A 25,086-nucleotide genomic window follows, 5' to 3' on the forward strand; every position below is an offset into this window, starting at 1 on the left:
TTTATTAACGTACTAAAGTAAAGTGTGTTTTCAATTAAATATCTGCAAATAAGATCGCATAAGAAAAACTATGGCATTCGCCAAAGGACTCGACGAATGCCAAGTTTTTCTAAGCTAATAGGAAAGTTCAAGTTTATTAACGTGCTAAAGAAGAGAGTGTTTTCAATTAAATATCTGCAAATAAGATCGCATAAGAAAAACTAAGGCATTCGCCATAAGGACTTGGCGAACGCCAAGTTTTTCTAAGCTAATAGGAAAGTTCAAGTTTATTAACGTGCTAAAGAAGAGAGTGTTTTTAATTAAATATCTGCAAATAAGATCGCATAAGAAAAACTAAGGCATTCGCCATAAGGACTTGGCGAACGCCAAGTTTTTCTAAGCTAATAGGAAAGTTCAAGTTTATTAACGTGCTAAAGAAGAGAGTGTTTTTAATTAAATATCTGCTAATAAGATCGCATAAGAAAAACTAAGGCATTCGCCATAAGGACTTGGCGAACGCCAAGTTTTTCTAATGAATTCTCCTTCAAAAATGGTAAAGTATAAGTATTGAGGTGAGAATTTATGCAACCAACCGTAAAATGTCCACAATGTTTAATCGAGACAGAAATTTCTTTAGTTTTAACTGCCCAATCGAATCAAAATGTAATTTTTACATGTCCTCATTGTCATTTTGAAATGAAGGACATTCACACGAGCAAGGGTTAAAAGTTAATATGGGCACCGAACCGAAAACTGTGATAAACTAAAATAGATAATATTACTATTGAGGAGTTACGGCGATGATTAGTCTTCACAGCGGGGAATATTTAGATAATAATATTCGTAATTTTATGATACCATCGGAACGGGTTGCACATGTTCAAGTAGGCAATAATCTAGAACATGCTTTATTAGTGTTAACCAAAAGTGGCTACACGGCCATTCCTGTACTAGATCCGTATTATAAACTTCATGGCTTAATAAGCACCCCGATTATTATGGACTCTATTCTAGGCCTTGAAAGAATTGAATTTGAACAGCTTGAGAAAAAACGTGTAGAAGAAGTTATGAACAGAAAAATTCCAAGATTAAATATCAATGCATCCATTCAAGATTCGATTCCTTTTCTCATTGATAATCCTTTCTTGTGTGTTGAAAATGAGGATGGTTATTTCGAAGGGATATTTACACGCAGGACAGTATTAATTGAGTTAAATAAGCATAAACGTAAGTTAAATAAAAATTAATTTCTTTTGCTCCCTGAATAGGGGCACTAATAAAAGCAAAGGCTCTGTCGATTAAGACAGAGTCTTTTTTTCTAAAGGGAATGAGAACAAAGCGAATATGCATTTTCTAATTGATAAAAAATGAAATTTATTAATTTGTACGTTATAGTTAAAGAAAAGACTAAAATGGAGGGATTGAATGTCTTCTCTCTCAGAGTTTCACTTTCTTTCAGTTCTAGCACAGGAAATGAATATGAGAAAAGCTGCTGAAAGGCTGTTTGTCTCACAGCCTGCATTATCACAACGCTTACAAACGATTGAAAAGGAGTGGGGCGAAAAGCTGTTTGTCCGCTCTCAAAAGGGACTATCATTAACTCCTGCTGGAGAGTTAGTTATTAAATTTATTAACGAAGTAATTACTAAAGAAGAAAAGGTTAAAGAATCTATTCATGCTTTGAATGCTGAGGTGTATGGAACATTAAAGATTGCGGTTGCTTCTATTGTTGGGCAAAATTGGCTGCCACAAGTACTTAAACAATATGTAACCCGTTACCCACAAGCAAAAATTTCTCTTTTGACAGGATGGAGCAGTGAAATTTTAAAAACATTATATGAGGATCATGTTCATATTGGAATCATTCGAGGAACACCTGATTGGAAAGGGGTAAAAATTCATCTATTCGAGGATCCGCTCTGCTTAGTAGATACTGAAATCACAAGTCCTGAGCAAATTCTTAACACGGACAGGCCATTTATCCAGTTTAAAAGTGATTCAAATTATTATCAGGAAATTCAAGACTGGTGGCTAAGAAAATTCAAGACACCACCTAAGAGAACGATAGTCGTTGATCAGATCGAAACATGTAAGCAAATGACTTTCAATGGAATTGGATATGCGATTTTACCTGAAATAACACTAAATGGAGTCGAAAAGAATATCTTTAAAATCCCATTGTTAGATGAAAATAATCTCCCGCTAAAGCGTGATACCTGGCTCCTTGGGTATGAATCTGCATTTCAGCTAAAGCAAGTTCAGGCCTTTGTTGAATTAATAAAGGAATTTATCCGCGACGAGAAGAATAGAGGAATGGACTCTTTACTTTAATATAGAGTAGGAAGCATATTGTTTTATTCTGCATAACTACTTTGATAAACTGGAAATGAAAAAACTATTACTAACTCTGGGCTTTATTTTGATTAAATTTTTCAAATAAAGGGCAAAACATGTAATGGATTTCTTTTTATTAAGTAAGCATTAATTAATTATAATTGATGTTTAATTAAATTAATTACAATTTAATATTGACTTAAAATATTTATGAGTCTATAATTGTATTTGTGAACAAAAACTCAAATGAGAAATTATATAATAAATTCTCATTTGAATAAGTTAATGGAGGGATTACATATGCCAGAACGTATGGTAGGTAAACAAGCACCACGTTTTGAAATGGATGCAGTATTAGCAAACAAGGAGTTTGGAAAAGTTAGTCTTGAAGAAAATATGAAAAATGATAAGTGGACTGTTCTTTTCTTCTATCCAATGGACTTCACATTTGTATGTCCAACTGAAATCACTGCTCTTTCAGATCGTTACGATGAGTTTGAAGACCTTGATGCAGAAGTAATTGGAGTATCTACTGATACTATTCATACACACCTAGCTTGGATTAATACTGATCGCAAGAACAATGGTCTTGGTGATTTGAAATATCCACTTGCTGCAGATACTAACCATATTGTATCTCGCGATTATGGTGTCCTTATCGAAGAAGAAGGTATTGCACTTCGTGGACTATACATCATTAGCCCAGAAGGCGAATTAATGTATTCAGTTGTTAATCATAACAATATTGGCCGTGACGTTGATGAAACATTACGTGTTCTACAGGCTCTTCAAACTGGTGGACTTTGCCCTGCAAACTGGAAACCAGGACAAAATACATTAAATGTATAATTAAAATTTTTGAAAAGGCCTAACGTTAGTTAGGTCTTTTCTTAAAGTAATGATTCTTACAACAATAGCCTTACTTAAGGGGGATAAATAATGAAATTACGTGAATCTATGCCTGAACTTACAGGCGCTACTGAATGGTTAAATGGAGAAGTTACAAGAGAGCAGCTTGTAGGTGAAAAGCCAACTTTAATTCATTTCTGGTCTGTTAGCTGTCATTTATGCAAGGAAGCAATGCCACAGGTTAACAAATTCCGAGATGATTATAAGGATAAGTTAAATGTAATTGCCGTTCATATGCCTCGCTCTGAGGACGATCTTAATATTGAATTGATTAAACAGGTCGCAGCAGAGCATGAAATCTCGCAGCCAATATACGTCGACAGTGAGCATAAGCTAAATGAAGCGTTTGAAAATCAATATGTTCCAGCTTATTATGTATTTGATAAAGATGGCAATCTTCGTCACTTCCAAGCAGGTGGAAGCGGTATGAAAATGTTAGAAAAGCGCGTAAATCGTGTATTAGATGAAATGAATAAAGCTGAATAAAAAAAGATCAAGCCTAGCTTGGTCTTTTTTTTGCATTAGAAAAAATTTCATAAAAAACAAAAAATTCTAACAAAAAGGGTAGAATTATATTTCGAAAACCGTTATATTTAATATTACGCTTTAATAATTACGCTGTGTTAAATCTCAGTGTTGAAAATACTATTCTGTTGTTGATTGGAGCGGAAGGCGCGAGATCCTCGAAAATGCATTCGCATTTCCTTCGTGCGGTGTTTATTCGGGGAAGATTATTCCACGTCCTGCGGGAGAGCGAGTCAAAGGGAGACCCCGCAGGAGCGCTCTTCGACGAGGAGGCTTCCGGACCGCCCGCGATCGCTAAGTGCCTGCAGCGGAAATCAACAGGGAAGTTTAACATAGCCAAAAATTAAAAAATATTTTAGCAATAGGGTGAAGGGGGAAACAGCTTGGGGATATTTAGAAAATTAAAAATTTATTATTGGCCATATAAAGGTTATTTTTTTTGGTCAATCGCTTTTTTACTAATTGCAACAGCAATAACGGTAGTCTATCCAATGATTCTCCAAATTACGATAGATGAGGTAATATACGGAGGAAAATATGAGTGGATTCCTTATCTAGCTTTAGGATTTATCGGAATAATGATCATTAAAGGGGTAGCGACATTTATTCATCAATATACCGGTGATCTCTTTGGGATTACATCTGTTTATAAACTAAGAAATGCTCTTTATAATAAACTTCAATATTTACCTTTCCGATATTATGACAAGGCAAAAACAGGTGACTTGATGTCACGATTAACTGCTGATGTCGAAGGGTTTCGCTTCTTTTTATCGATAGGTTTTTCCGAGTTGATTCGCTTTATCCTCTTAATTGGCATTAGCTTTTCTGTCATGTTTTACTACTCCATTTCACTAACAATTGTTACATTAATTACTTTACCTTTTCTTGCAGTCGTTACTTTTAAATTTGATAAAGCGGTACATCCAGCGTTTAGAAGTATTCGAAAATCCTTTGGAAAATTAAATACAAAGGTACAGGAAAATATTAGTGGCATCAATACTGTTAAATCCTTATCGAGAGAAGATTTCGAGATTGATAAATTCAATAATTCAAATGGTGATTACAAAGAAAAATATATATTTACAGCTGATATATGGGCTAAGTTTTTCCCTTTAATGGAATTTTTAGGTAATTTAAGTGTGGTCTTTTTATTAGCTTATGGTGGATACCTAGTGATGATCGGTGACCTATTTTTAGGAGAACTAGTAGCTTTTTATAGCTTAGTCTGGTATATCATGTGGCCAATCATGAACCTCGGTTTTATTGTCAATCTATTTTCACAATCGAAAGCATCTGGAGAAAGATTATTAGAAATTCTTGAAGCGGAAAATGAGATCGAAGATAAACCATCAGCCATTAAAGCGGAACGCTTAAAAGGAGAGGTGGAATTTCGTAATGTGACTCTCAGATATTCGGAAGAGGATAAGGATGCCCTTTATAATATTAATTTCCATGCACATCCTGGAAAGGTAATCGGACTAATTGGATCCACAGGTTCAGGAAAAACTTCCTTAACTCAGGTAATGACAAGATTTTACGAGCCTGTTGATGGGGAAGTAAGAATGGATGGTAAAAATGTCGAAGAATTTACATTACATTCCTTAAGAAGTAATATCGGCTTTGTCCTTCAAGAATCATTTTTATTCTCATCCTCCATAAAAGCAAACATCTCTTATGGCAAACCGAATGCAACTATGGAAGATATCATTGATGCTGCCAAGAGAGCTCAAGCCCATGACTTCATAATGGAGCTTCCAGATGATTACGACACCATGCTTGGTGAAAGAGGTATGGGACTTTCTGGAGGACAAAAGCAGCGCATTGCCATTGCTAGAGCATTTTGTATTAATCCAAGTATTTTAATATTAGATGATGCGACAAGTGCTGTTGATATGGAGACAGAATTCCAAATCCAAAAGTCTTTAAAGGAAGTCATGCATGGAAGAACGACATTTATAATTGCTCACAGGATTTCTTCACTAAAGCATGCTGATGAAATTCTTGTTCTTGAAAATGGGCATATCGTCGAAAGAGGAGTTCACGATATTTTATTAAAACAAAACGGTCCGTATCAGCGTATTTACGATATTCAATATCGAGATATTGGCAGAGTGATTGGAACCCATGCAGGGTAGGAGGTGAAAGGATGAAAAAGAAGACAGTAAGTGACAAAGTATTATCAAGGTTTCAATACTCATCGGATGAGGTAATTGAAAAGCCTTTTAACTGGAAGCAAATGTTAAGGCTATTCAGCTATATGAAGCCTTATCGAAAAGGGCTCCTCCCTTTATCCATTATGATGGTCTTACTCAATACAGGCGTTAAATTACTTATACCGATTTTAATAGGAGTATATACCCTTGATAAGGCACTATTTGAAAAGGATGGAAAGCTCCTTGCGATTTTAGTTGCATTAATTGCATTTCTATATTTAATAAACTATGTTGCCAATTATTTTCGGATTAAATGGATGAATATCCTTGGTCAAAGTGTTATTTATGATTTAAGAAAGCACTTATTTACCCATGTTCAAACACTATCTCATCGCTTCTTTGATCAGCGCTCGGCTGGCTCCATTCTAGTACGAATCATGAATGATATTAATTCTCTCCAAGAGTTATTTACAAATGGGGTCATCAATTTATTAATGGATATGATTCTTCTTGTTGGTATTTTTATCATATTATTCTCATTAAGTCCCCAGCTGACATTAGCCATTATGATAATATTGCCGATTATGTTCTTTATTTCTACCTCATTAAGGAGAAATATTCGGCGATCATGGCAGCTTGTTCGATTAAAACAGTCTAAATTAAATTCTCATTTGAATGAAAGTATTCAAGGCATAAGGGTAACTCAATCCTTTACACAAGAAAAAGAAAATATGACATTTTTTGATGGTATAAACACTGAAAATTTTGAAAGCTGGCGAATAGCCTCACAGAAAAACGCGATGTTCAGACCTTTAGTCGAATTAACAAATGCACTTGGGACAGCTGTACTAATCTGGTATGGAGCAAGTTTAATCCAAGAAAAAACAATATCAATAGGTTATTTTGTTTCTTTCGCCTTTTATCTTGGCATGTTCTGGGAGCCGATTTCTCGTTTAGGTACGGTTTATAATCAATTATTAATGGGTATGGCCTCATCTGAAAGAATATTTGAATTCTTGGATGAAAAGCCAAATGTGGATGAGAAAAAGGATGCTATCCAATTGGATAATATTATTGGAAAGATTGATTTTGAAGATGTTGAATTTTCATATGATGAGAGACGCCCAGCATTGCGCAAGATTAATTTGGAAATGCAAGCAGGGCAGACGGTTGCATTAGTTGGTCATACAGGTTCGGGGAAGACGACTATTGCGAACTTAATTAACAGGTTTTATGACCCAACGGCAGGCAAGGTTAAAATTGATGGGAATGATTTACGAGATGTGACCTTAGCAAGCCTTAGAAATCAAATTAGTGTTGTCTTACAGGATACCTTTATTTTTTCTGGTACCATTAAAGACAATATACGTTTCGGTCGACCAGATGCTAGTGATGAAGAAGTAATGGAGGCTGCGATAGCAATTGGAGCACATGTATTTATAGAAAATCTGCCAAACGGTTATGAAACGGAGGTAGAGGAACGAGGGAATATTCTTTCTGTTGGAGAGAGACAGCTCCTTTCCTTTGCTAGAGCACTGCTTGCTGACCCGCGAATCTTAATTCTTGATGAAGCGACAGCGAGCATTGATACTGAAACAGAGGTCAAAATCCAAAAAGCATTAAAGACGCTATTAAACGGCCGTACTGCTATTATCATAGCGCATCGTCTATCTACCATACGTGAAGCAGATAATATTTTTGTCCTTGACCATGGTAAAATCATAGAACAAGGAAATCATGATGAATTAATGGACCTTCAAGGAGAATATTTTCAACTCGTAAAGGCTCAATTCAATATGTTGAGTGCAGGATAAAGTGAAACTTCAATCAGTGGAGGGGGGGTCTTTCATCCCTCACTGATTGTTAGTTGAACCAATCACGCTCAAAACGCCACGTCCTGTGGCTTTCGCCTGACTAGGTCATCGTGTCCGTCGTCGGGCCTTTACGGGCTGTTGATCCCCCACTTAGAAATTTTTTCTTAACTCATCTTCTTGAAGTGGGGGTCTTATAGCCCGTTAATCTGCGATAAATAAGAATGGGGAGTCTCGTTTGCCAAGTTTATGACATTGAGACTCCCCTTTACATATAATTTCAAAATAATATCCCACAGTTGCCTAGAAAGACATTTTCAGATTAATATAAGATTAAATTCTGAATGATGGAAGTGGGGATATAAATGCTGCATTTGAATCCAGATCATTTTATTTTGAAACCAGCTTTTGCAACTATTCATTGTGAGCCTAACTGGCAATGGAGAAAACGTGATAAACCCCTTCCGAATTATGATTTATTTTATGTATGGAGCGGGGAAGGAACAGTTGTTTTAAATGGAAAACCGTATAATGTTCAGAAAGGGAGTTGTTTTCTCTTTAAGCCAGGAGATGAAACGACTGCAAAGCATAATCCCCAAAAACCACTTGTTCTATCATATATTCATTTTGACCTAAAAGAATTACCTCAATTAATACCTCAGGAATATCGAATCGTTCAAAATCGCATTATTTTTGAATCTTTATTAACTCGTTATGTTCGTTTGTTTTTAGTAAAAACTTTTGGTGCAGAAATCGAAGCAAAGTTAATCTTAAAGCAATTGATGATCCATTTATTGAGAGAAGAGCAAGTTCCAGAAAGTCAAATGTCTAATGAGAGTAACAGCTTGCTTGAAACGATACAGGAAAGTGCTAATTATATTCAACAGCATCCAAGTGATCCACATACTATAGAAAGTCTTGCAGCTCGTGCAAATCTTTCTCCACCCTATTTTTCTCAAAAGTTTAAACAAATTATTGGTCAAACTGTTCGCTCTTATATAATTCGTATGCGAATTGAACGAGCTGAGCATTTGCTTTATTACACCGGTATGACAGTGACAGAGGCTGCAGAAGCCCTCGGCTATAATAGTCTCCATTTTTTTAGCAGGCAATTTAAAAAATATACAGGAAAAAAACCCTCCCAAATTCGATAATCAATGCAATTATAAGTTAAAACTAAACGAATCGTCAGGTTCATTCTTACCTGGCGATTTTGTGTTTATTACTTTTTCTGAGTATAAATAAAACCATCGACATTTTACATACAAGGTTGTGTGCGGATAATCATGATCGTTAAGAGTATAAGAAAAGTGAAAATATTTAAAGGAAAAGTCTAAATAAAATAAAAAAATAAAGTGATATGATTAAAAACAATTATTATATCGAGTAAAGAAGCGGCGATAAAGTTCGATAAAGTGAAACTTCCATCAGTGGGGGTTTTTCGACGCACAGGACGTGCTAGTGCCGAAGTTGCCACAGGACGTGGCGTTCTTAATCGGCCTTCATCCCCCACTGATGGTTAGTTGCGGCCCACAGGAAGTGGGTCACGCAGACGTTGCCACACGATGTGGCGCTTTTAGTCTGTGTTCTTTTTACGGGCATTTACGGGCAGTTGACCCCCCACTTACTCTTCTTTGCATACGCGGATCCTTGAAGTGGGGGTCTTACTGCCCGTTAATCTGCGATAAATATAAAAATATTAGGGGATAGAATTAATTAAGATTTGCTAAAGATAGAAAGGAAGCTATAAGCTCTTCGCTATATTATAGGAGGAATTATTATGTCAAATGATTATATTCAACAGTTATTTGCTGATCGAATAGGAGGTTCTAATTTTGGATTAACTCAAGAAATCTTTAAATTTGAGAAAATTAAAAGGGCAAAAAGAGCAGCCATTCTCGCAAATCCACATATTCAATTGATAGATTTAGGAGTCGGTGAACCTGATTCTATGGCAGACGAAGAAGTTGTAAAAATATTAGCGATAGAAGCAAATAAGCCTGAAAATCGTTTTTATGCTGATAATGGGCTAATTGAATTTAATCAAGCAGCATCAAAGTATATGGAAAGGGTCTTCCATGTAAAAGGGCTTGATCCCGAAACTGAAATAAACCATGTGATTGGCTCGAAATCTGCTTTAGCCATGCTGCCAGCAGCCTTCATAAATCCTGGTGATATTACGCTAATGCCATCGCCTAGCTATCCAGTATTAGCGACACTTACAAAATACTATGGAGGAGAAATTGTTCATTTACCAATCTCAGAAGAAAATTCATTCTTGCCAGAACTAGATAAAATTAATAATAGTGTTTTACAAAAAGCAAAGCTCCTATATTTGAATTACCCGAATAATCCAACAGGTGCAATTGCTAATGCAGAATTTTTTGAAGAAGTTGTTCAATTCGCTAAGAAAAATAAAATAATTGTTGTCCATGATGCTGCCTATGCAGCCCTCGTTTTTGACGATGAAAAACCGCTTAGCTTTCTCTCAGTTCCAGGAGCAAAGGACGTTGGAATAGAGCTTCATTCATTATCAAAATCCTTCAATATGACCGGATGGCGGATAGGGTTTATTGCTGGAAATTCAAAGCTCATCAATGCATTTGCTACCGTAAAAGACAATAATGATTCAGGTCAATTCATGGCAATTCAAAAAGCAGCAGCTTATGCTCTCTCTCATCCTGAAGTTACGGAACGAACCTCTGCTAAATATTCAAGGCGGCAGGAATTATTGTCAAAGGCATTAAGAGAATGTGGCATTTATGCTGAAAAGTCTAAAGGATCTTTTTTCTTATATACAAAAGCACCGAAAGCAGTAGTAGGTGGCCCAGATTTTCATACTGCTGAGGAATTTAGCAATTATTTAATTAAGGAACATTTAATTTCTACTGTCCCATGGGATGATGCAGGTTCATATGTTAGATTTTCTGTTACATTTCAGGCGGATGGATTACAAGCGGAAATGGATGTTATAGAAGAAATCAAATCGAGATTAAGCAAGAGCAAATTTATATATTGAGAGGAGTGTTAACATGGAGTTCACGAAAATGCATGGATTAGGGAATAATTACATTTTTATAAATTTATTAGAGCATTCATTTGAGAATCTGGATTTTGCAGAGCTATCTAAAAAAGTTTCAAATGTTAACTTTGGAATTGGTTCAGATGGCATAATTTTGATTTGCCCATCATTAATGGCAGACTTTAAAATGAGGATTTTTAATGCAGATGGGTCGGAAGCAAAAAACTGTGGCAATGGATTGCGTTGTACAGCCAAATACCTATTTGATCATATGTATACAACAAATCCTAGTTTTACTATTGAAACTTTGGGTGGGATTGTAACCGTCACGGTGGGTTTTGATGATAAGAAAACTGTCCAGCAAGTAACGGTAGACATGGGCAAGCCGCAGATGGCTAAAGGGTTAATTCCTATGGCAGGAGACCCATTAGCCTATGCCGTTAATGAGCCATTTCAAATTGAAGATTCTGTATATAGATTAACTTGTTTATCGATGGGGAATCCTCACGCAATAATGATTGTCGATGATGTTATGGAAGTTCCCTTAGAAGAGATCGGACCACAAATTGAACACTCACCTCTATTCCCTGAACGTGTGAATGTAGGTGTTGTTCAAGTAATAAACCGTCAAGAGATACAATATCGAGTTTGGGAAAGAGGTTCTGGAATAACCATGGCATGCGGAACTGGTGCTTGTGCAGCAGTTGTTGCAGCTGTAATTAATAACGTAGTAGATAAGAATGTCCCGATAACCGTTCACCTTCCAGGAGGAGATTTGACGATTACTTGGGATCATAATGATCATGTATGGAAAAATGGCGGGGCCGAATACATTTGTCATGGAGAATTGCAATTATAGCATTGAAATAGAAAATTAGTCCCTAACTATGAATAGTAATATCTTTTTTCCGAGTAATCAAATGTGAACAATAAGTAAATTCAGATTAAAAAATGGAGGAAAATAAAATGGGAGCTGTAAAAAAAACAGAGAAAATTATTCAAATGGTAAAAGAACATAATGTCCGTTATATTCGATTACAGTTTACTGATTTATTTGGAATTATTAAAAATGTCGAAATTCCCGTAAGTCAGCTGCCAAAAGCGTTAGATAATAAAATGATGTTTGATGGATCATCAATTGAAGGATTTGTACGAATTGAAGAGTCTGATATGTACTTATATCCTGATTTAGATACATTTGTTATATTCACATGGACAGCAGAAAAAGGAAAAGTAGCCCGTTTTATATGTGATATTTACCATCCTGATGGTACTCCATTTGAAGGCGATCCTCGCAGTAATCTCAAACGAATATTAAACGAAATGAAGGAAAAGGGTTTTACTGATTTTAATGTTGGGCCAGAGCCAGAATTCTTCTTGTTTAAGCTGAATGAAAAAGGAGATCCAACGCTAGAATTGAATGATCAAGGTGGATATTTTGATTTAGCCCCAACTGACCTAGGGGAAAACTGTCGAAGAGATATTGTTCTGGAACTGGAGGAAATGGGCTTTGAAATTGAGGCTTCCCATCATGAAGTTGCCCCAGGTCAGCATGAAATTGATTTTAAATATCAGAATGCCCTCAAGGCTTGTGATGATATTCAAACCTTCAAGCTGGTCGTAAAAACGATTGCCCGTAAACATGGGCTGCATGCTACTTTTATGCCAAAGCCATTATTTGGTGTAAATGGTTCAGGTATGCACAGCAACCTATCCTTGTTCAAAAATGAGGAAAATACTTTTTATGATAAAAACGGGAAATTAGAACTGAGTGAGACTGCAAGACAATTTATTGCAGGTATTTTAAAGCATGCCCCCAATTTTACTGCTATAACAAATCCTACCGTCAATTCCTACAAACGTTTAGTGCCAGGCTATGAAGCTCCCTGTTATGTTGCTTGGTCCGCAAGAAACAGAAGTCCGCTTATTCGTATTCCAGCATCAAGGGGTTTAAGTACTAGAGTTGAGGTCCGCAGTGTGGATCCAGCTGCAAACCCGTATTTAGCAATGGCTGTTCTTTTAGCAGCAGGATTAGATGGGATAAAAAATAAATTAACTCCTCCAGAAACTGTCGATCGAAACATATATGTGATGTCAAAAAAAGAGAGAGAAGAAAATGGAATTGTCGATTTACCTTCTACACTAGCACAAGCGCTCGAAAATTTAAAAACTGATGAAGTAATCATGAAAGCTTTAGGAAACCATTTGTTTGATCACTTTGTAAAAGCAAAGGAAATCGAGTGGGATATGTTCCGTACGCAAGTCCATCCTTGGGAGCGTGAGCAGTATATTTTACAATATTAAAAACTTGCCATGAAAATTTGTTTTCCGTAAATATATGAAGAAAGCGTGTGATATACGTGTGTGGAATAACAGGGTGGATTAGTTGGCATCAAGATTTAACTCAGAAAGAATTCATCGTGGAAAAAATGACGAATACATTATCAAGGCGAGGGCCTGATTCATCCAATATTTGGAGCTCTTTACATGCTATATTCGGTCATAAAAGGCTTATTGTTGTCGACCCTGCCGGTGGTGCACAACCCATGACAAGAGGAAAAAACGGGCAAACATACACAATCGTATACAATGGCGAACTTTATAATACAGAAGAAATTCGCAAGGAACTGGTGAAAAAAGGATATTCCTTTCAATCACATTCTGATACGGAAGTCCTTTTGACTTCTTATATAGAGTGGGGGGAGCAATGCGTAGAGTATTTGAATGGGATATTTGCATTTGCTGTTTGGGATATGCAAAAGGAAAAGCTCTTTATTGCTAGAGATCGGCTTGGGGTCAAACCGCTTTTTTACAAAGAAGAAGACGGCTCACTTCTATTTGGATCTGAACTTAAAGCGATATTGGCACATCCGAATATTAAGTCAGAAGTGGATAGAGAAGGGCTTCAGGAGATTTTTGGGCTAGGCCCTTCTAGGACCCCTGGACTTGGTGTTTTTAGAGGAATCAAAGAGCTTCGGCCTGCTCATGCACTTCATTATGATCGAAAAGGGTTGAAGATATGGCGCTACTGGAATGTTGAAAGTAGAAAACATCATCATTCGTATGCAGAAACAGTTGAGCACATAAGGTTTCTTGTGAAGGATGCTGTGGAACGCCAATTGATTGCAGATGTCCCAGTTTGTACGTTTTTATCTGGAGGAGTGGATTCTAGTGCAATTAGTGCGTTAGCTTCTGATTTTTTTAAAAAGGAGAGTAGAGGCTCTCTTCATACGTACTCAATTGATTATGAGCATAATAGTCAATATTTCAAGGCGAGCGCATTTCAGCCTGATCAAGATGGACCATGGATTCAAAAAATGAGTCAGTATATAGGCTCCATTCATCATTCAGCAGTAATAGATACTAATCAATTAGCCAGCTACTTAAAAGATGCAATCTTATTGAGGGATTTACCTGGGATGGCTGACGTGGATTCCTCCTTATTATGGTTCTGTGAACAAATAAAACAGGATTTTACAGTTGCTTTGTCTGGTGAATGTGCTGATGAGATTTTTGGAGGGTATCCTTGGTTTTATAAAGAGGAATCGTTAGAAGATGCTATGTTTCCATGGATGAATTCTCTGGAAGCGAGAGAGGAGCTTTTACTTCCAGAATGGCAAAAGAGGCTAGATCTGAAAGGGTATGTGAATGGGAGATATTTAGAAACAATCAATGAAGTTCCTCATTTAGAAGAAGAAAGTAGATTAGAAGCACGTCGTCGGGAAATGTTTTATTTAAACATGGTCTGGTTTATGACAACTCTTTTAGAAAGAAAAGATCGAATGAGTATGGGGGCTAGCTTAGAAGTCCGTGTGCCATTTGCTGACCATCGCCTTGTTGAATATGCTTGGAACATTCCGTGGGAATTAAAAATGCTAAATGGAAGGGAAAAAGGATTATTACGAAAATCCTTGGAAGGAATACTTCCAAATGATGTTCTATATCGGAAAAAAAGTCCGTACCCTAAAACGCACAACCCAAAATATTTGAAGATTGTTAGTGAAATGTTAAATACTGTTATAGACAACAAAAATTCTCCGATTCTCGAAATAATATCCAAACAAAAAATTAAAGACATCATTAATTCAGATGGTTCCTCATTTAAAGCACCTTGGTTTGGTCAATTAATGACAGGCCCTCAACTAATTGCTCATCTCATACAAATTAACACTTGGCTAGAAAAATATAATATTAACATAATAGACAACTGAAATGAGGCATGCTATTCTGGGAACTAGATTATTTCAATCATTGTGATACAATATAATCTAAATTATTTAGTTTGTAATTATCTGGAGGAATGATTGGTGAAAAAGGAATTTGCTGTGATTGGGCTTGGACGTTTTGGTGGAAGTATCTGCCGTGCACTTGCTGAAGAAGGCATGGAGGTCATGGCAATAGATGTTGATGAGGATCGCGTGAATGAATTTTCTATGATTGCCTCCCATGCTGTCGTTGGAGATACGACGGATGAATCAGTTATTAAAAGCCTAGGAATTAGAAACTTTGACCATGTCATTGTAGCAATTGGTGATAATATTCAGGCAAGTATATTAACGACTTTAATATTAAAGGAATTAGGAGTTAATAAAATTACTGTTAAAGCTCAAAATGATTATCATGAAAAGGTTTTAAGAAAAATTGGGGCAGACCATGTAGTTCATCCAGAGCGAGACATGGGCCGAAGAATTGCTCATAATATTTCCTCAAATAATGTATTAGATTATCTTGAGCTTTCAGATGAGCATAGTATTGTTGAAATCGTTGCAAATGAGAAGCTCAGTGGACATACACTTATCGATCTAGACATCCGAGCGAAATATGGAATTAATATTGTAGCTATAAAGAGAAGAAATGATATTATTGTTTCCCCACTTGCACATGAAGAAATCCAAACAAATGATATTTTAATTGTCATCGGAGCAGACGTAGATATTGTTCGATTTGAGAAAAAGGTAATGGGATAACTAAAAAGGCTGTAAATCACATTTGGGATTTACAGCCTTTTTTATGTTTACACTTCCATAATGATTGGTAAAATCATTGGACGGCGTTTAGTTTTTTCATATAGGAATGGAGCAAGAGTATCAGTGATTTCATTTTTAATTTCTGACCATTGTGTTGTTCTTCTTTCCATTACTTTGCTCAAATGCTTTGTAATTAGTGCTTGAGCATCATTAATTAAATCTCCTGATTCTCTCATATAGACGAACCCACGTGAGATGAGATCAGGCCCTGCAGCGATTTTGAAATCCTTCATATTAATGCTGACTACAACAACCACTAGTCCTTCTTCAGAAAGAATACGGCGGTCTCTTAAGACGATATTACCGATATCACCAATCCCGCTACCGTCAATATAAACAGAGCCAGAAGGGATTTTACCTGCAATTTGTGCAGAATCTTCGCTTAATGCGAGCACTTCACCGTTATCCATGATAAAGCAGTTTTCTTCCATCACACCACAGTCTACAGCTAATTTTGAGTGCATTTTTTGCATTCTATATTCTCCGTGGATTGGCATAAAGAATTTTGGCTTTATTAGTCGAAGCATTAATTTTTGTTCTTCCTGACCGCCATGGCCAGATGTATGAATATCACTTAACTTGCCATAAATAACTTCTGCTCCTGCACGGGAAAGCATATCAATCGTTCTGCTAACACTAATTGTATTTCCTGGAATAGGAGATGATGAAAATACAACCGTATCCCCAGGATTGATTTGAATTTGACGGTGTGTTCCATTAGCAATTCTAGATAGTGCTGCCATCGGCTCTCCTTGACTTCCAGTACAAAGGATTGTGACTTGGTTTGCAGGCAAGCGATTGATTTGTTGGGCCTCGATAAATGTTTCTTTTGGCGCCTGAATATAGCCAAGCTCTTGTCCGATATTAATAGCTGCTTCCATACTGCGGCCGAAAACGGCAATCTTTCTGCCATTTAATACAGCTGCTTCAGTTACTTGCTGAAGCCTATGGATATTTGAAGCAAATGTAGCAAAAATAACTCGGCCTTCGACTTTGCGGAATATGTCATGAATACTTTCCCCGACTCTCCGCTCCGACATTGTAAACTCAGGGATTTCACTATTTGTACTGTCTGACAATAAACAAAGAACGCCTTCCTTACCTATCTCAGCCATTTTTGTTAAGTTTGCTGGTTCCCCGACAGGGGTGAAATCAAACTTAAAATCACCTGTATGCACAATTTGTCCTGGAGGAGTTTTAACAACAATCCCATATGAATCTGGAATACTATGCGTTGTTCGGAAAAAAGTAACTGATGTTTTTCTAAATTTAATTACATCATCTTCTTTTATTTCATGCATTTTCGTTTGTCTTAGTAAACCATGTTCTTCTAATTTATTACGAAGTAAGCCGAGAGCAAGTTTTCCGCCGTAAATAGGGATATTTACTTCCCGTAAAAGGTATGGAATTCCCCCTATGTGATCTTCATGTCCGTGCGTAATAAATAGACCTTTAATTTTTTCTTCATTTTTTACTAAATAAGTGTAGTCAGGAATTACATAATCAATTCCCAGTAGTTCATCCTCGGGGAATTTGATCCCAGCATCAATTAAGATGATCTCATCTTGGAATTGAACAGCATACGTATTCTTTCCGATTTCTCCTAATCCACCAAGGGCGAAAACGGCTGTTTGATCGTTCTTAACAAATTTCATAATTTATCTAATCTCCAATACATTAAAGTCTTCTCGTTGTTTTTCAAATTCTAAAAAATCCCCTTTAAGCTCTGCAATAAACTCAATATTATATGGTCTATCTGCTAATTTAAGCCGTACATCCCTTTCGGATTCTGCTTCCATATAAATTGTTTGTGTTTTTTCCCGTACTGGTACTTCCTTGATTGACTCTTGATAAAAAACTTTAAATATCATCTAATATCTCTCCTTATTCCGAATAACTTTTTCTATTATATATAAAAATAACATGTTTTTCATGTTTTTTCTTATTTAAGATGAATTATACATTTTATGTAAATAGGGCTTCTTAAGGTAATTCAAATGATAATAAGGAAGGAGCCCTTCTCAAGCATGAAGGGCCCAAAAGAATTTTAAGCAATTGATTTTTTTCGAAGCATATCTCTCCACTGTTTTAAAAGCTTCTTTCTTAGCTTCTTTAACATCGTGGATCAACTCCTTACATTCTATTTTAAACGATACTTGTCCAAAGTAAAAGCGAACAAGGGGGTGTTTAAAGAATAAATACTGTTTTTATTTTTATTATATGACGAAATGAGATAATCTTCCGTGGATAATTATGGTTTTTTTTATTTTGTACTAGCATCTGTTATAATGTGGGGAGCATTTTGAGAAAAGTTTAAGCTTAGTTTTCTGAATGAAGAAAGGTTGGGAATTACCAATGAAAAAAATCGTATTTTTTGATATAGATGGGACTTTATTAGATAGTGAAAAAAAGCTGCCTGATAATACAAGAAAAGCAGTAGAACAATTAAAGAAAAATGGTGTATATGTTGCTATTGCTACAGGCCGAGCTCCATTTATGTTTGAAAGATTACGAGAAGAGCTTGAAATTGAATCCTTTGTTAGCTTTAACGGTCAATATGTTGTTTTTGAAAATGAAGTTATTTACAAAAACTCTTTGCCAACAGGGGAAGTTGAGAGATTAGTGAATTATTCAAAAAAGAAAAACAACCCTTTAGTATTTTTAAATGAAAAATCAATGAAATCATCCGTTTTGGAAAATGATTTAATAGAAGAAAGTATCGGAAGCTTAAAATTTCCTTATCCAGCTTTAGATTCTGATTTCTATAAAACCAATGAAATCTTTCAAGCACTTTTATTTTTTGAAGAGAAAGAGGATTTTGTTTATCGAAAGGATTTTCCGAACTTCCATTTTATTCGCTGGCATAAGTATTCAACAGATGTTTTACCTGCTGGAGGATCAAAGGCAGAAGGAATTAAAACGATGATCAATCGACTTGGCTTTAATATGGAGGACGTTTATGCATTTGGTGATGGCTTGAACGATATTGAAATGCTTCAAGCGGTTGGAACTGGAGTTGCTATGGGAAATGCTCTAGATGTGGTTAAAAAAGCAGCTAACCGAACAACAACTTCTGTTGATCATGATGGAATTTGGAATGGATTAAAAGATTTAGCATTAATATAAGTGTTTCCAAATGAAGGGGGCTGTCCCAAAAGAAAAGGTGTCAGGCACCACAAATTATATCTAGAATTAATAAGAGGGTGGAATTCTAGATATAGTGTATTAAGTGGATGCCAGACACCTTATGGGACAACCTTTAATCTCCTATCTGTCAATCGGTACTGCATCTTCAATAGGCTTAAATGGGTCGTTTTGATTAATATGATCATAGAACATGATTCCGTTTAGATGATCAATTTCGTGTTGGAATACAATTGCAAGCATGCCTTTTAATCTCAGCTTAACTTCAGAGCCATCAATACTTGTACCTTGAACGGTTATTCGTGAATATCTTGGAACATATCCAGGAATTGCTTCATCAACTGATAAACAACCTTCTCCGGCCAATATATAGGTCTTTTCGACTGAATGACTTTTGATTTTTGGATTAAACAAAGCGTAACTGTGAAGAACCCCTTTTTCATCGTGTAAATGGACTGCAATCATTCTTTTTGCAACATTTATTTGCGGAGCTGCTAAACCAATACCAGGTCGAAGACCATATTTTTCAGCAACCTCAGGATTTTGACTGTTAATAACATATTCCAATAAGCTTTCTAAAATTTGTATATCTTCAATTGATGGCGGAAGGGGAACTTCCTTTGCAACGTTTCTAAGTGTTGGGTGACCATCACGGATAATATCATTCATTGTTAACATTGGATCATTCACTCCTGTGATTAATATATATTATAAAAGAATAGACTGGAAACTTTGGTGTTAATTCCAATTTTTTTACTATGGCATTTACATAGTTGTGTCAAACTTCATGGCTCTAGTGCTTTTCTTTTCTTAATAGTCTATCAGAGTATATGTAAAAAGTTAATAAAAGAGAAGGCACATTTTGTACCTTCTCAGAAAACAACCTATCTCAAGCATGAGCAGCCAACAATGATAAGAAGAATGAACAATACTACAATTAATGCAAAGCCTCTGCCAAAGCAAGCTCCGCCTACAAATCCTGGATAACCACAGCCAAATCCGTATCCACCATATCCGTACACGAAGGATAACCTCCCTAAAAGTTAGATTATCGTCCACTTCACATTTTGTCTCGTACCGGACGATTAATATAGCCTATGTAAATATCGATTAATTTGTGTAGGCCTCTGCCTAAGTCATAAATGAAAAGTGTTTTGAATAGATTTTATTAATGGACAAACCTCACATGTATTGTCAAATGATTAAGCAAAAGATATAGTAAAATTGTTATATTTAAGGAGGTTTCAATGTGTTGGTAATCCGAAAAAGCTATATATTATTCGTTTGTATTGCTGGAGCAGTATTTTTAACAGGTTGCCTAAAACAACAGACACCAGTCGAAAAAATGTATGAAGTACTGGAAAATGTAGTTGCGTCTGAAGAAGCATTTGAAGCACAGCAAGTTCCTCTTGTCGAATTAGAGAAAAAAGAAAAGGAAATTTATGATAAAATTATTTCTCTTGGTATGAAGCAATTTGAAGAAATTACCAAACTATCAAATGAAGCATCCGCGATTGTTGATCAACGAAAAAAACATATAGAGAAGGAAGAGGAAAGTATTAGAGCCTCTGAAAAAGAATTTAAAGAATTAAAACCTATCATTAAAGACTTAAAAAATCCATCTCTTAAGGAAAAATCACTTCAGTTATACGAAACTATGACTGAAAGATATAAAATTCACGATGAATTATATCTAGACTATTCAAAAGCAATTGAATTGGATAAAGAGTTATATGCAATGTTTAAAAATGAAAATATCCAATTAGACCAGTTAGAGGATCAAATTACGAAAATAAATGAAGAATATGGTAAAGTTTTAGAAGCAAATGAAAAATTTAACGATAAAACTAAGCAATATAACGAGATGAAATTATCCTTCTATAAAGAATCGGGGCTTGATGTAAATCTAAAGGAATAATTTGAAAGAGCGACATTCTCTATGAATGTTGCTCTTTTTTATTTAATATTTTGATGTGTTAAAGCTAGTGTTAAAAAAGCTATTTTGTTGTTGATTGGAGCGGAAGGCACGAGAACCTCGTAAATGCATTCGTATTTCCTTCGAGCGGTGTTTATTAGGGGAAGATTATTCAACGTCCTACGGGAAATGCGTGTTTATGGGAGACCCCGCAGGAGTGCTCTTCGACGAGGAGGCTCCCCGACCGCCCGCGATCGCTAAGTGCCTGCGGCGGAAATCAACAGGGAAGTTTAACATATCCTAATATTTATTAAAATAATTGACTTTACTAATATAATGATGATTAAGAATATTCAATATGTGTTATAACACATCTATATATATTTTCATTTTCTTATAGAACAGTTTTATGTATTTTGTAATACAGTTATAAAAAAGAGAAAATATATTAATATTGTGAAAATGATGTAAAAACGTAATATAAAGGGGTTGACGATAGGGATTTGGTGGATTAAACTTAAAATCATTCAAATGATTGTGTATCAATCTGGTTGCAAATTTAATTGATACAGAATAAGATAGAAATGGATAATCAAAAACAGACGTTTTATAATGGGAATTTCATGAAATAAAGATTTTCTATTTTAACTTAAGATTGGGCAACATAGATTTGTACTTAACTTATATTAATAAACGTCTTTTTAAAGAAAGGAAAGGGTGATTCACATGGCTTCTAAAACAAAAATGGCACAAATTGATGCCAAAATGCAGCTTGAAAGAGTTGAAGAACAATTTCAGACATTCCAAATTCTGAATGAGGAAGGTAAGGTTGTAAATGAATCCGCTATGCCGGATTTAAGCGATGAGCAGTTACAGGAATTAATGCGTCGAATGGTATATACACGTATTCTTGATCAGCGTTCAATTTCATTGAATAGACAAGGGAGACTAGGCTTCTATGCACCTACAGCAGGACAAGAAGCATCTCAGCTGGCTTCTCAATTTGCCCTAGAAAAGGAAGACTTCATTCTTCCTGGGTACCGTGATGTTCCACAAATGATTTGGCATGGACTGCCATTATCTCAAGCCTTTCTTTGGTCAAGAGGCCATTTTGAGGGCGGAAATATTCCAGAAGGTGTCAATGTAATTGCTCCACAAATCATAATTGGAGCCCAATTTATTCAAGCTGCTGGTGTTGCACTTGGAATGAAAAAACGCGGTGCAAAGGCAGTGACAATTACTTATACTGGTGACGGAGGAACATCTCAAGGGGATTTCTACGAAGGAATTAACTTTGCAGGTGCCTTTAAAGCTCCGGCTATTTTCATTGTTCAAAATAATAGATTTGCTATATCTACTCCTGTTTCATTACAGTCAGCTGCGAAGACACTTGCTCAAAAAGCTGTAGCAGCAGGGATTCCGGGTATTCAAGTTGATGGAATGGATCCGCTTGCGGTTTATGTTGCAGTTCGTGAAGCTCGTGAACGCGCAATCAATGGAGAAGGTCCTACCCTAATTGAAACATTAACCTATCGTTACGGTCCTCATACGATGGCTGGTGATGATCCTACTCGCTATCGTACAACCGATCTTGATAATGAATGGGAAAAGAAAGACCCACTTGTCCGATTCCGTAAGTTCTTGGAAGATAAAGGAGTTTGGAATGAAGAAATGGAAAATGAAACAATTGAAAAGGCAAAAGAAGATATTAAAGTAGCAATTAAACAGGCTGATGATACACCAAAGCAAAAGGTAACTGATTTAATATCAATTATGCATGAAGAAATGCCTTATAACTTAAAAGAACAATATGAAATTTATAAAGAAAAGGAGTCGAAGTAAGCCATGGCGCAAATGACTATGATTCAAGCAATTACTGATGCATTACGTACAGAATTGCGAAACGATCCGAATGTATTAGTATTCGGTGAAGATGTAGGCGTAAACGGTGGTGTATTCCGTGCAACCGAAGGCCTTCAGACTGAATTCGGCGAAGATCGCGTATTTGATACTCCTCTTGCTGAATCTGGAATCGGTGGACTTGCGGTTGGTCTTAGCTTACAAGGCTTCCGTCCTGTTCCTGAAATACAATTCTTCGGCTTTGTATATGAAGTCATGGATTCCATTTCTGGACAGCTCGCTCGTATGCGTTACCGTTCAGGCGGTAGATACAATGCACCAGTAACAATTCGCTCACCGTTCGGTGGAGGAGTACATACTCCTGAGATGCACGCAGACAGTTTGGAGGGGTTAATGGCACAACAACCGGGATTAAAGGTTGTCATTCCATCAACGCCTTATGATGCTAAAGGATTGCTAATTTCAAGTATTCGAGATAATGATCCTGTTATTTTCTTAGAACATATGAAATTATACCGCTCCTTCCGTCAAGAGGTACCTGAAGGAGAATATACTATTCCGCTTGGAAAAGCAGAAGTAAAACGAGAAGGTTCTGATCTTTCAATTATTACTTATGGAGCTATGGTTCATGAAGCATTAAAAGCTGCTGAAGAGCTAGAAAAGGAAGGTTATTCTGCAGAAGTTATTGATTTACGTACAGTATCTCCAATTGATATCGAAACAATCATTGCGTCAGTAGAAAAAACTGGTCGCGCTATTGTTGTACAAGAAGCACAAAAGCAAGCTGGAATCGCAGCTAATGTAGTTGCGGAAATTAATGACCGTGCAATCTTAAGTCTAGAAGCTCCTGTTCTTCGTGTGGCAGCACCTGACACAGTATTCGCGTTCCCACAAGCTGAAACAGTATGGCTTCCAAATTATAAGGATATTATTGAAACAGGTAAAAAAGTGTTAACTTTCTAATTTGGTTAAAAGTAACTTTATTAAAGTGTTGAAAGGCGGAGAATAGGGTATGAAAGGAGATCAATTATATTTTTTCGATTTCTTTTTCCGATTTCCGTCCTTTCTCATTTAGTCTAGCTTAGGAGGATGATTCCAAGTGTCATTTCAATTTAAATTGCCTGACATAGGTGAGGGGATCCATGAAGGTGAAATTGTTAAATGGTTTGTAAAGCCAGGAGATAAGATCCAAGAAGATGACGTTTTATGTGAAGTACAAAATGATAAAGCTGTTGTAGAAATTCCTTCGCCTGTTGCAGGAACAGTAGAAGAAATTTTAGTAGGAGAAGGAACAGTTGCAACTGTAGGACAGGTTCTAATTACATTTGATGCGCCTGGATATGAAAACCTAAAGTTTAAGGGCGACGAGCATGAGGAGCAACAAGAACCACAAACTCAAGCGCCTGAGAAAAAAGAAGAAGCTTCTGAAAGTAATATGGATAAAACGCAATCAAATTTAGATGTTGACCGCAGAATCATTGCTATGCCTTCTGTTCGTAAATATGCACGTGATAAAGGGATTGATATTAGGCAGATTTCAGGAAGCGGGAATAATGGCCGTATTTTGAAAAAGGATATAGATGCCTTTGTTAATGGTGGAACACAAATTCAAACGGAAACAGCAATAGAGCAAGAAGTAAGTGCACCACAAGAAAAAACAGCAGCACCTGCAGCTGTAAAAGCTATTCCAGAAGGGCAATATCCAGAAACTCGTGAAAAAATGAGTGGTATCCGTAAAGCAATCGCAAAAGCGATGGTAAATTCGAAACATACAGCCCCGCATGTTACATTAATGGATGAAATCGATGTGACTAAACTTGTAGCACATCGTAAAAAGTTTAAAGAAATTGCCGCTAGTAAGGGAATTAAGCTAACTTTCCTTCCGTATGTGGTAAAAGCTTTAACAAGTGCTTTACGTGAATTCCCAGTATTGAATACATCGATTGATGATGCTGCATCTGAAATCATCCAAAAACATTATTACAATATTGGAATTGCAGCAGATACAGATAAAGGTCTACTAGTTCCTGTTATTAAAGATGCTGATCGAAAATCAACTTTTGCCATTTCAAATGAAATCAACGAATTGGCTTCGAAAGCGCGTGAGGGTAAGCTTGCTCCTGAAGAAATGAAAGGAGCTTCATGCACAATCACGAATATTGGCTCAGCAGGCGGACAATGGTTTACTCCAGTTATTAATCATCCAGAAGTAGCGATACTAGGGATTGGCCGTATTGCTGAAAAGCCAATTGTAAGAGATGGAGAAATTGTAGCAGCACCAGTACTTGCATTGTCATTAAGCTTTGATCATCGTATAATTGATGGTGCTACAGCGCAAAATGCGTTGAATCATATTAAGCGTTTACTGAACGATCCAGAACTTTTGCTAATGGAGGCGTAGAAA

21 protein-coding genes are annotated in these 25,086 nt (G+C 36.2%); 17 read left to right on the forward strand and 4 right to left on the reverse strand.

All coding sequences use genetic code 11. The features are described 5' to 3' along the window. Positions 1–779: 779 nt before the first annotated feature. The 12 genes from cbpB to FSZ17_RS08970 all read left to right on the forward strand — a co-directional run bounded on the left by cbpB (position 780) and on the right by FSZ17_RS08970 (position 15,703). The gene (gene cbpB / locus FSZ17_RS08910) at positions 780–1,226 is read left to right on the forward strand and encodes a cyclic-di-AMP-binding protein CbpB (RefSeq protein WP_057769486.1); all 447 of its coding nucleotides are present in this window, start codon (positions 780–782) and stop codon (positions 1,224–1,226) included. 178 nt (positions 1,227–1,404) lie between these two features. Beyond that, positions 1,405–2,310 carry a transcriptional regulator CcpC gene (locus FSZ17_RS08915; protein ID WP_057769487.1) on the forward strand — a complete coding sequence of 302 codons (906 nt, stop codon included), beginning with the start codon at positions 1,405–1,407 and terminating at the stop codon, positions 2,308–2,310. 303 nt (positions 2,311–2,613) lie between these two features. Then, complete coding sequence (locus FSZ17_RS08920) at positions 2,614–3,162, forward strand: peroxiredoxin (RefSeq protein ID WP_057769488.1); 549 nt, start codon at positions 2,614–2,616, stop codon at positions 3,160–3,162. A gap of 90 nt (positions 3,163–3,252) precedes the next feature. After that, entirely contained in the window at positions 3,253–3,708 is a 456-nt protein-coding gene (locus FSZ17_RS08925) for a TlpA family protein disulfide reductase (protein WP_057769491.1), read from the forward strand. A 422-nt stretch (positions 3,709–4,130) separates the two neighbouring features. After that, positions 4,131–5,885 (forward strand): ABC transporter ATP-binding protein, encoded by a 1,755-nt coding sequence (locus FSZ17_RS08935; protein ID WP_057769493.1) that lies wholly within the window; start codon positions 4,131–4,133, stop codon positions 5,883–5,885. An 11-nt stretch (positions 5,886–5,896) separates the two neighbouring features. Then, a complete protein-coding gene (locus tag FSZ17_RS08940; protein WP_057769495.1) occupies positions 5,897–7,717 on the forward strand; it encodes an ABC transporter ATP-binding protein in 1,821 nt (606 codons plus the stop codon). A 362-nt stretch (positions 7,718–8,079) separates the two neighbouring features. Beyond that, on the forward strand, positions 8,080–8,868 hold the full coding sequence (locus FSZ17_RS08945; RefSeq protein ID WP_057769496.1) for a helix-turn-helix domain-containing protein: 789 nt from the start codon (positions 8,080–8,082) through the stop codon (positions 8,866–8,868). Positions 8,869–9,494: 626 nt separating this feature from the next. Next, entirely contained in the window at positions 9,495–10,733 is a 1,239-nt protein-coding gene (locus FSZ17_RS08950) for an LL-diaminopimelate aminotransferase (RefSeq protein ID WP_057769498.1), read from the forward strand. A gap of 13 nt (positions 10,734–10,746) precedes the next feature. Then, a complete protein-coding gene (dapF, locus tag FSZ17_RS08955) occupies positions 10,747–11,595 on the forward strand; it encodes a diaminopimelate epimerase (protein ID WP_057769500.1) in 849 nt (282 codons plus the stop codon). Positions 11,596–11,702: 107 nt separating this feature from the next. Beyond that, complete coding sequence (glnA, locus tag FSZ17_RS08960; protein ID WP_057769502.1) at positions 11,703–13,040, forward strand: type I glutamate--ammonia ligase; 1,338 nt, start codon at positions 11,703–11,705, stop codon at positions 13,038–13,040. 56 nt (positions 13,041–13,096) lie between these two features. After that, positions 13,097–14,947, forward strand: a complete 1,851-nt coding sequence (gene asnB, locus FSZ17_RS08965; protein ID WP_057769505.1) for an asparagine synthase (glutamine-hydrolyzing) — start codon at positions 13,097–13,099, stop codon at positions 14,945–14,947. A 96-nt stretch (positions 14,948–15,043) separates the two neighbouring features. Further along, entirely contained in the window at positions 15,044–15,703 is a 660-nt protein-coding gene (locus tag FSZ17_RS08970; protein ID WP_057769507.1) for a potassium channel family protein, read from the forward strand. A 47-nt stretch (positions 15,704–15,750) separates the two neighbouring features. On the opposite strand, the gene rnjA is transcribed toward FSZ17_RS08970, so the two are convergent. Then, a complete protein-coding gene (rnjA, locus tag FSZ17_RS08975) occupies positions 15,751–17,418 on the reverse strand; it encodes a ribonuclease J1 (RefSeq protein WP_057769509.1) in 1,668 nt (555 codons plus the stop codon). A 3-nt stretch (positions 17,419–17,421) separates the two neighbouring features. Beyond that, positions 17,422–17,634 (reverse strand): DNA-dependent RNA polymerase subunit epsilon, encoded by a 213-nt coding sequence (locus FSZ17_RS08980; protein WP_057769511.1) that lies wholly within the window; start codon positions 17,632–17,634, stop codon positions 17,422–17,424. Between the two features lie 484 nt (positions 17,635–18,118). On the opposite strand from FSZ17_RS08980, the gene FSZ17_RS08985 reads away from it, so the two are divergent. Next, positions 18,119–18,889 carry a Cof-type HAD-IIB family hydrolase gene (locus FSZ17_RS08985; RefSeq protein ID WP_057770653.1) on the forward strand — a complete coding sequence of 257 codons (771 nt, stop codon included), beginning with the start codon at positions 18,119–18,121 and terminating at the stop codon, positions 18,887–18,889. Between the two features lie 141 nt (positions 18,890–19,030). Here the strand turns inward: FSZ17_RS08985 and def are convergent, their stop codons facing one another. Together def and FSZ17_RS08995 are read right to left on the reverse strand one after the other, a co-directional pair. Then, the gene (def, locus tag FSZ17_RS08990) at positions 19,031–19,585 is read right to left on the reverse strand and encodes a peptide deformylase (protein WP_057769513.1); all 555 of its coding nucleotides are present in this window, start codon (positions 19,583–19,585) and stop codon (positions 19,031–19,033) included. Between the two features lie 206 nt (positions 19,586–19,791). Further along, positions 19,792–19,929, reverse strand: coding sequence for a YjcZ family sporulation protein (locus FSZ17_RS08995; RefSeq protein ID WP_082625180.1), 138 nt, complete (start codon positions 19,927–19,929; stop codon positions 19,792–19,794). 227 nt (positions 19,930–20,156) lie between these two features. On the opposite strand from FSZ17_RS08995, the gene FSZ17_RS09000 reads away from it, so the two are divergent. The 4 genes from FSZ17_RS09000 to FSZ17_RS09015 all read left to right on the forward strand — a co-directional run bounded on the left by FSZ17_RS09000 (position 20,157) and on the right by FSZ17_RS09015 (position 25,083). After that, a complete protein-coding gene (locus tag FSZ17_RS09000) occupies positions 20,157–20,825 on the forward strand; it encodes a YkyA family protein (protein WP_057769515.1) in 669 nt (222 codons plus the stop codon). A gap of 723 nt (positions 20,826–21,548) precedes the next feature. Then, positions 21,549–22,664, forward strand: a complete 1,116-nt coding sequence (gene pdhA / locus FSZ17_RS09005) for a pyruvate dehydrogenase (acetyl-transferring) E1 component subunit alpha (RefSeq protein ID WP_057769517.1) — start codon at positions 21,549–21,551, stop codon at positions 22,662–22,664. Between the two features lie 3 nt (positions 22,665–22,667). After that, a complete protein-coding gene (locus FSZ17_RS09010; RefSeq protein WP_057769518.1) occupies positions 22,668–23,645 on the forward strand; it encodes an alpha-ketoacid dehydrogenase subunit beta in 978 nt (325 codons plus the stop codon). Between the two features lie 136 nt (positions 23,646–23,781). Next, positions 23,782–25,083 (forward strand): dihydrolipoamide acetyltransferase family protein, encoded by a 1,302-nt coding sequence (locus FSZ17_RS09015; RefSeq protein ID WP_057769520.1) that lies wholly within the window; start codon positions 23,782–23,784, stop codon positions 25,081–25,083. Positions 25,084–25,086 lie beyond the last annotated feature (3 nt).

The sequence above is a fragment of the Cytobacillus dafuensis genome, assembly GCF_007995155.1.
Classification (GTDB): domain Bacteria; phylum Bacillota; class Bacilli; order Bacillales; family Cytobacillaceae; genus Cytobacillus; species Cytobacillus dafuensis.

Bases quoted from the DNA above. Each gene is read 5' to 3' on its own strand.
- FSZ17_RS08920 (WP_057769488.1), top strand. From the start codon at position 2,614: ATGCCAGAACGTATGGTAGGTAAACAAGCACCACGTTTTGAAATGGAT.
- FSZ17_RS08940 (WP_057769495.1), top strand. From the start codon at position 5,897: ATGAAAAAGAAGACAGTAAGTGACAAAGTATTATCAAGGTTTCAATAC.
- FSZ17_RS08950 (WP_057769498.1), top strand. From the start codon at position 9,495: ATGTCAAATGATTATATTCAACAGTTATTTGCTGATCGAATAGGAGGT.
- cbpB (WP_057769486.1), top strand. From the start codon at position 780: ATGATTAGTCTTCACAGCGGGGAATATTTAGATAATAATATTCGTAAT.
- def (WP_057769513.1), bottom strand. From the start codon at position 19,585: ATGTTAACAATGAATGATATTATCCGTGATGGTCACCCAACACTTAGA.
- FSZ17_RS08915 (WP_057769487.1), top strand. From the start codon at position 1,405: ATGTCTTCTCTCTCAGAGTTTCACTTTCTTTCAGTTCTAGCACAGGAA.
- glnA (WP_057769502.1), top strand. From the start codon at position 11,703: ATGGGAGCTGTAAAAAAAACAGAGAAAATTATTCAAATGGTAAAAGAA.
- FSZ17_RS08925 (WP_057769491.1), top strand. From the start codon at position 3,253: ATGAAATTACGTGAATCTATGCCTGAACTTACAGGCGCTACTGAATGG.
- rnjA (WP_057769509.1), bottom strand. From the start codon at position 17,418: ATGAAATTTGTTAAGAACGATCAAACAGCCGTTTTCGCCCTTGGTGGA.
- dapF (WP_057769500.1), top strand. From the start codon at position 10,747: ATGGAGTTCACGAAAATGCATGGATTAGGGAATAATTACATTTTTATA.
- FSZ17_RS08980 (WP_057769511.1), bottom strand. From the start codon at position 17,634: ATGATATTTAAAGTTTTTTATCAAGAGTCAATCAAGGAAGTACCAGTA.
- FSZ17_RS08945 (WP_057769496.1), top strand. From the start codon at position 8,080: ATGCTGCATTTGAATCCAGATCATTTTATTTTGAAACCAGCTTTTGCA.
- pdhA (WP_057769517.1), top strand. From the start codon at position 21,549: ATGGCTTCTAAAACAAAAATGGCACAAATTGATGCCAAAATGCAGCTT.
- FSZ17_RS08985 (WP_057770653.1), top strand. From the start codon at position 18,119: ATGAAAAAAATCGTATTTTTTGATATAGATGGGACTTTATTAGATAGT.
- FSZ17_RS09010 (WP_057769518.1), top strand. From the start codon at position 22,668: ATGGCGCAAATGACTATGATTCAAGCAATTACTGATGCATTACGTACA.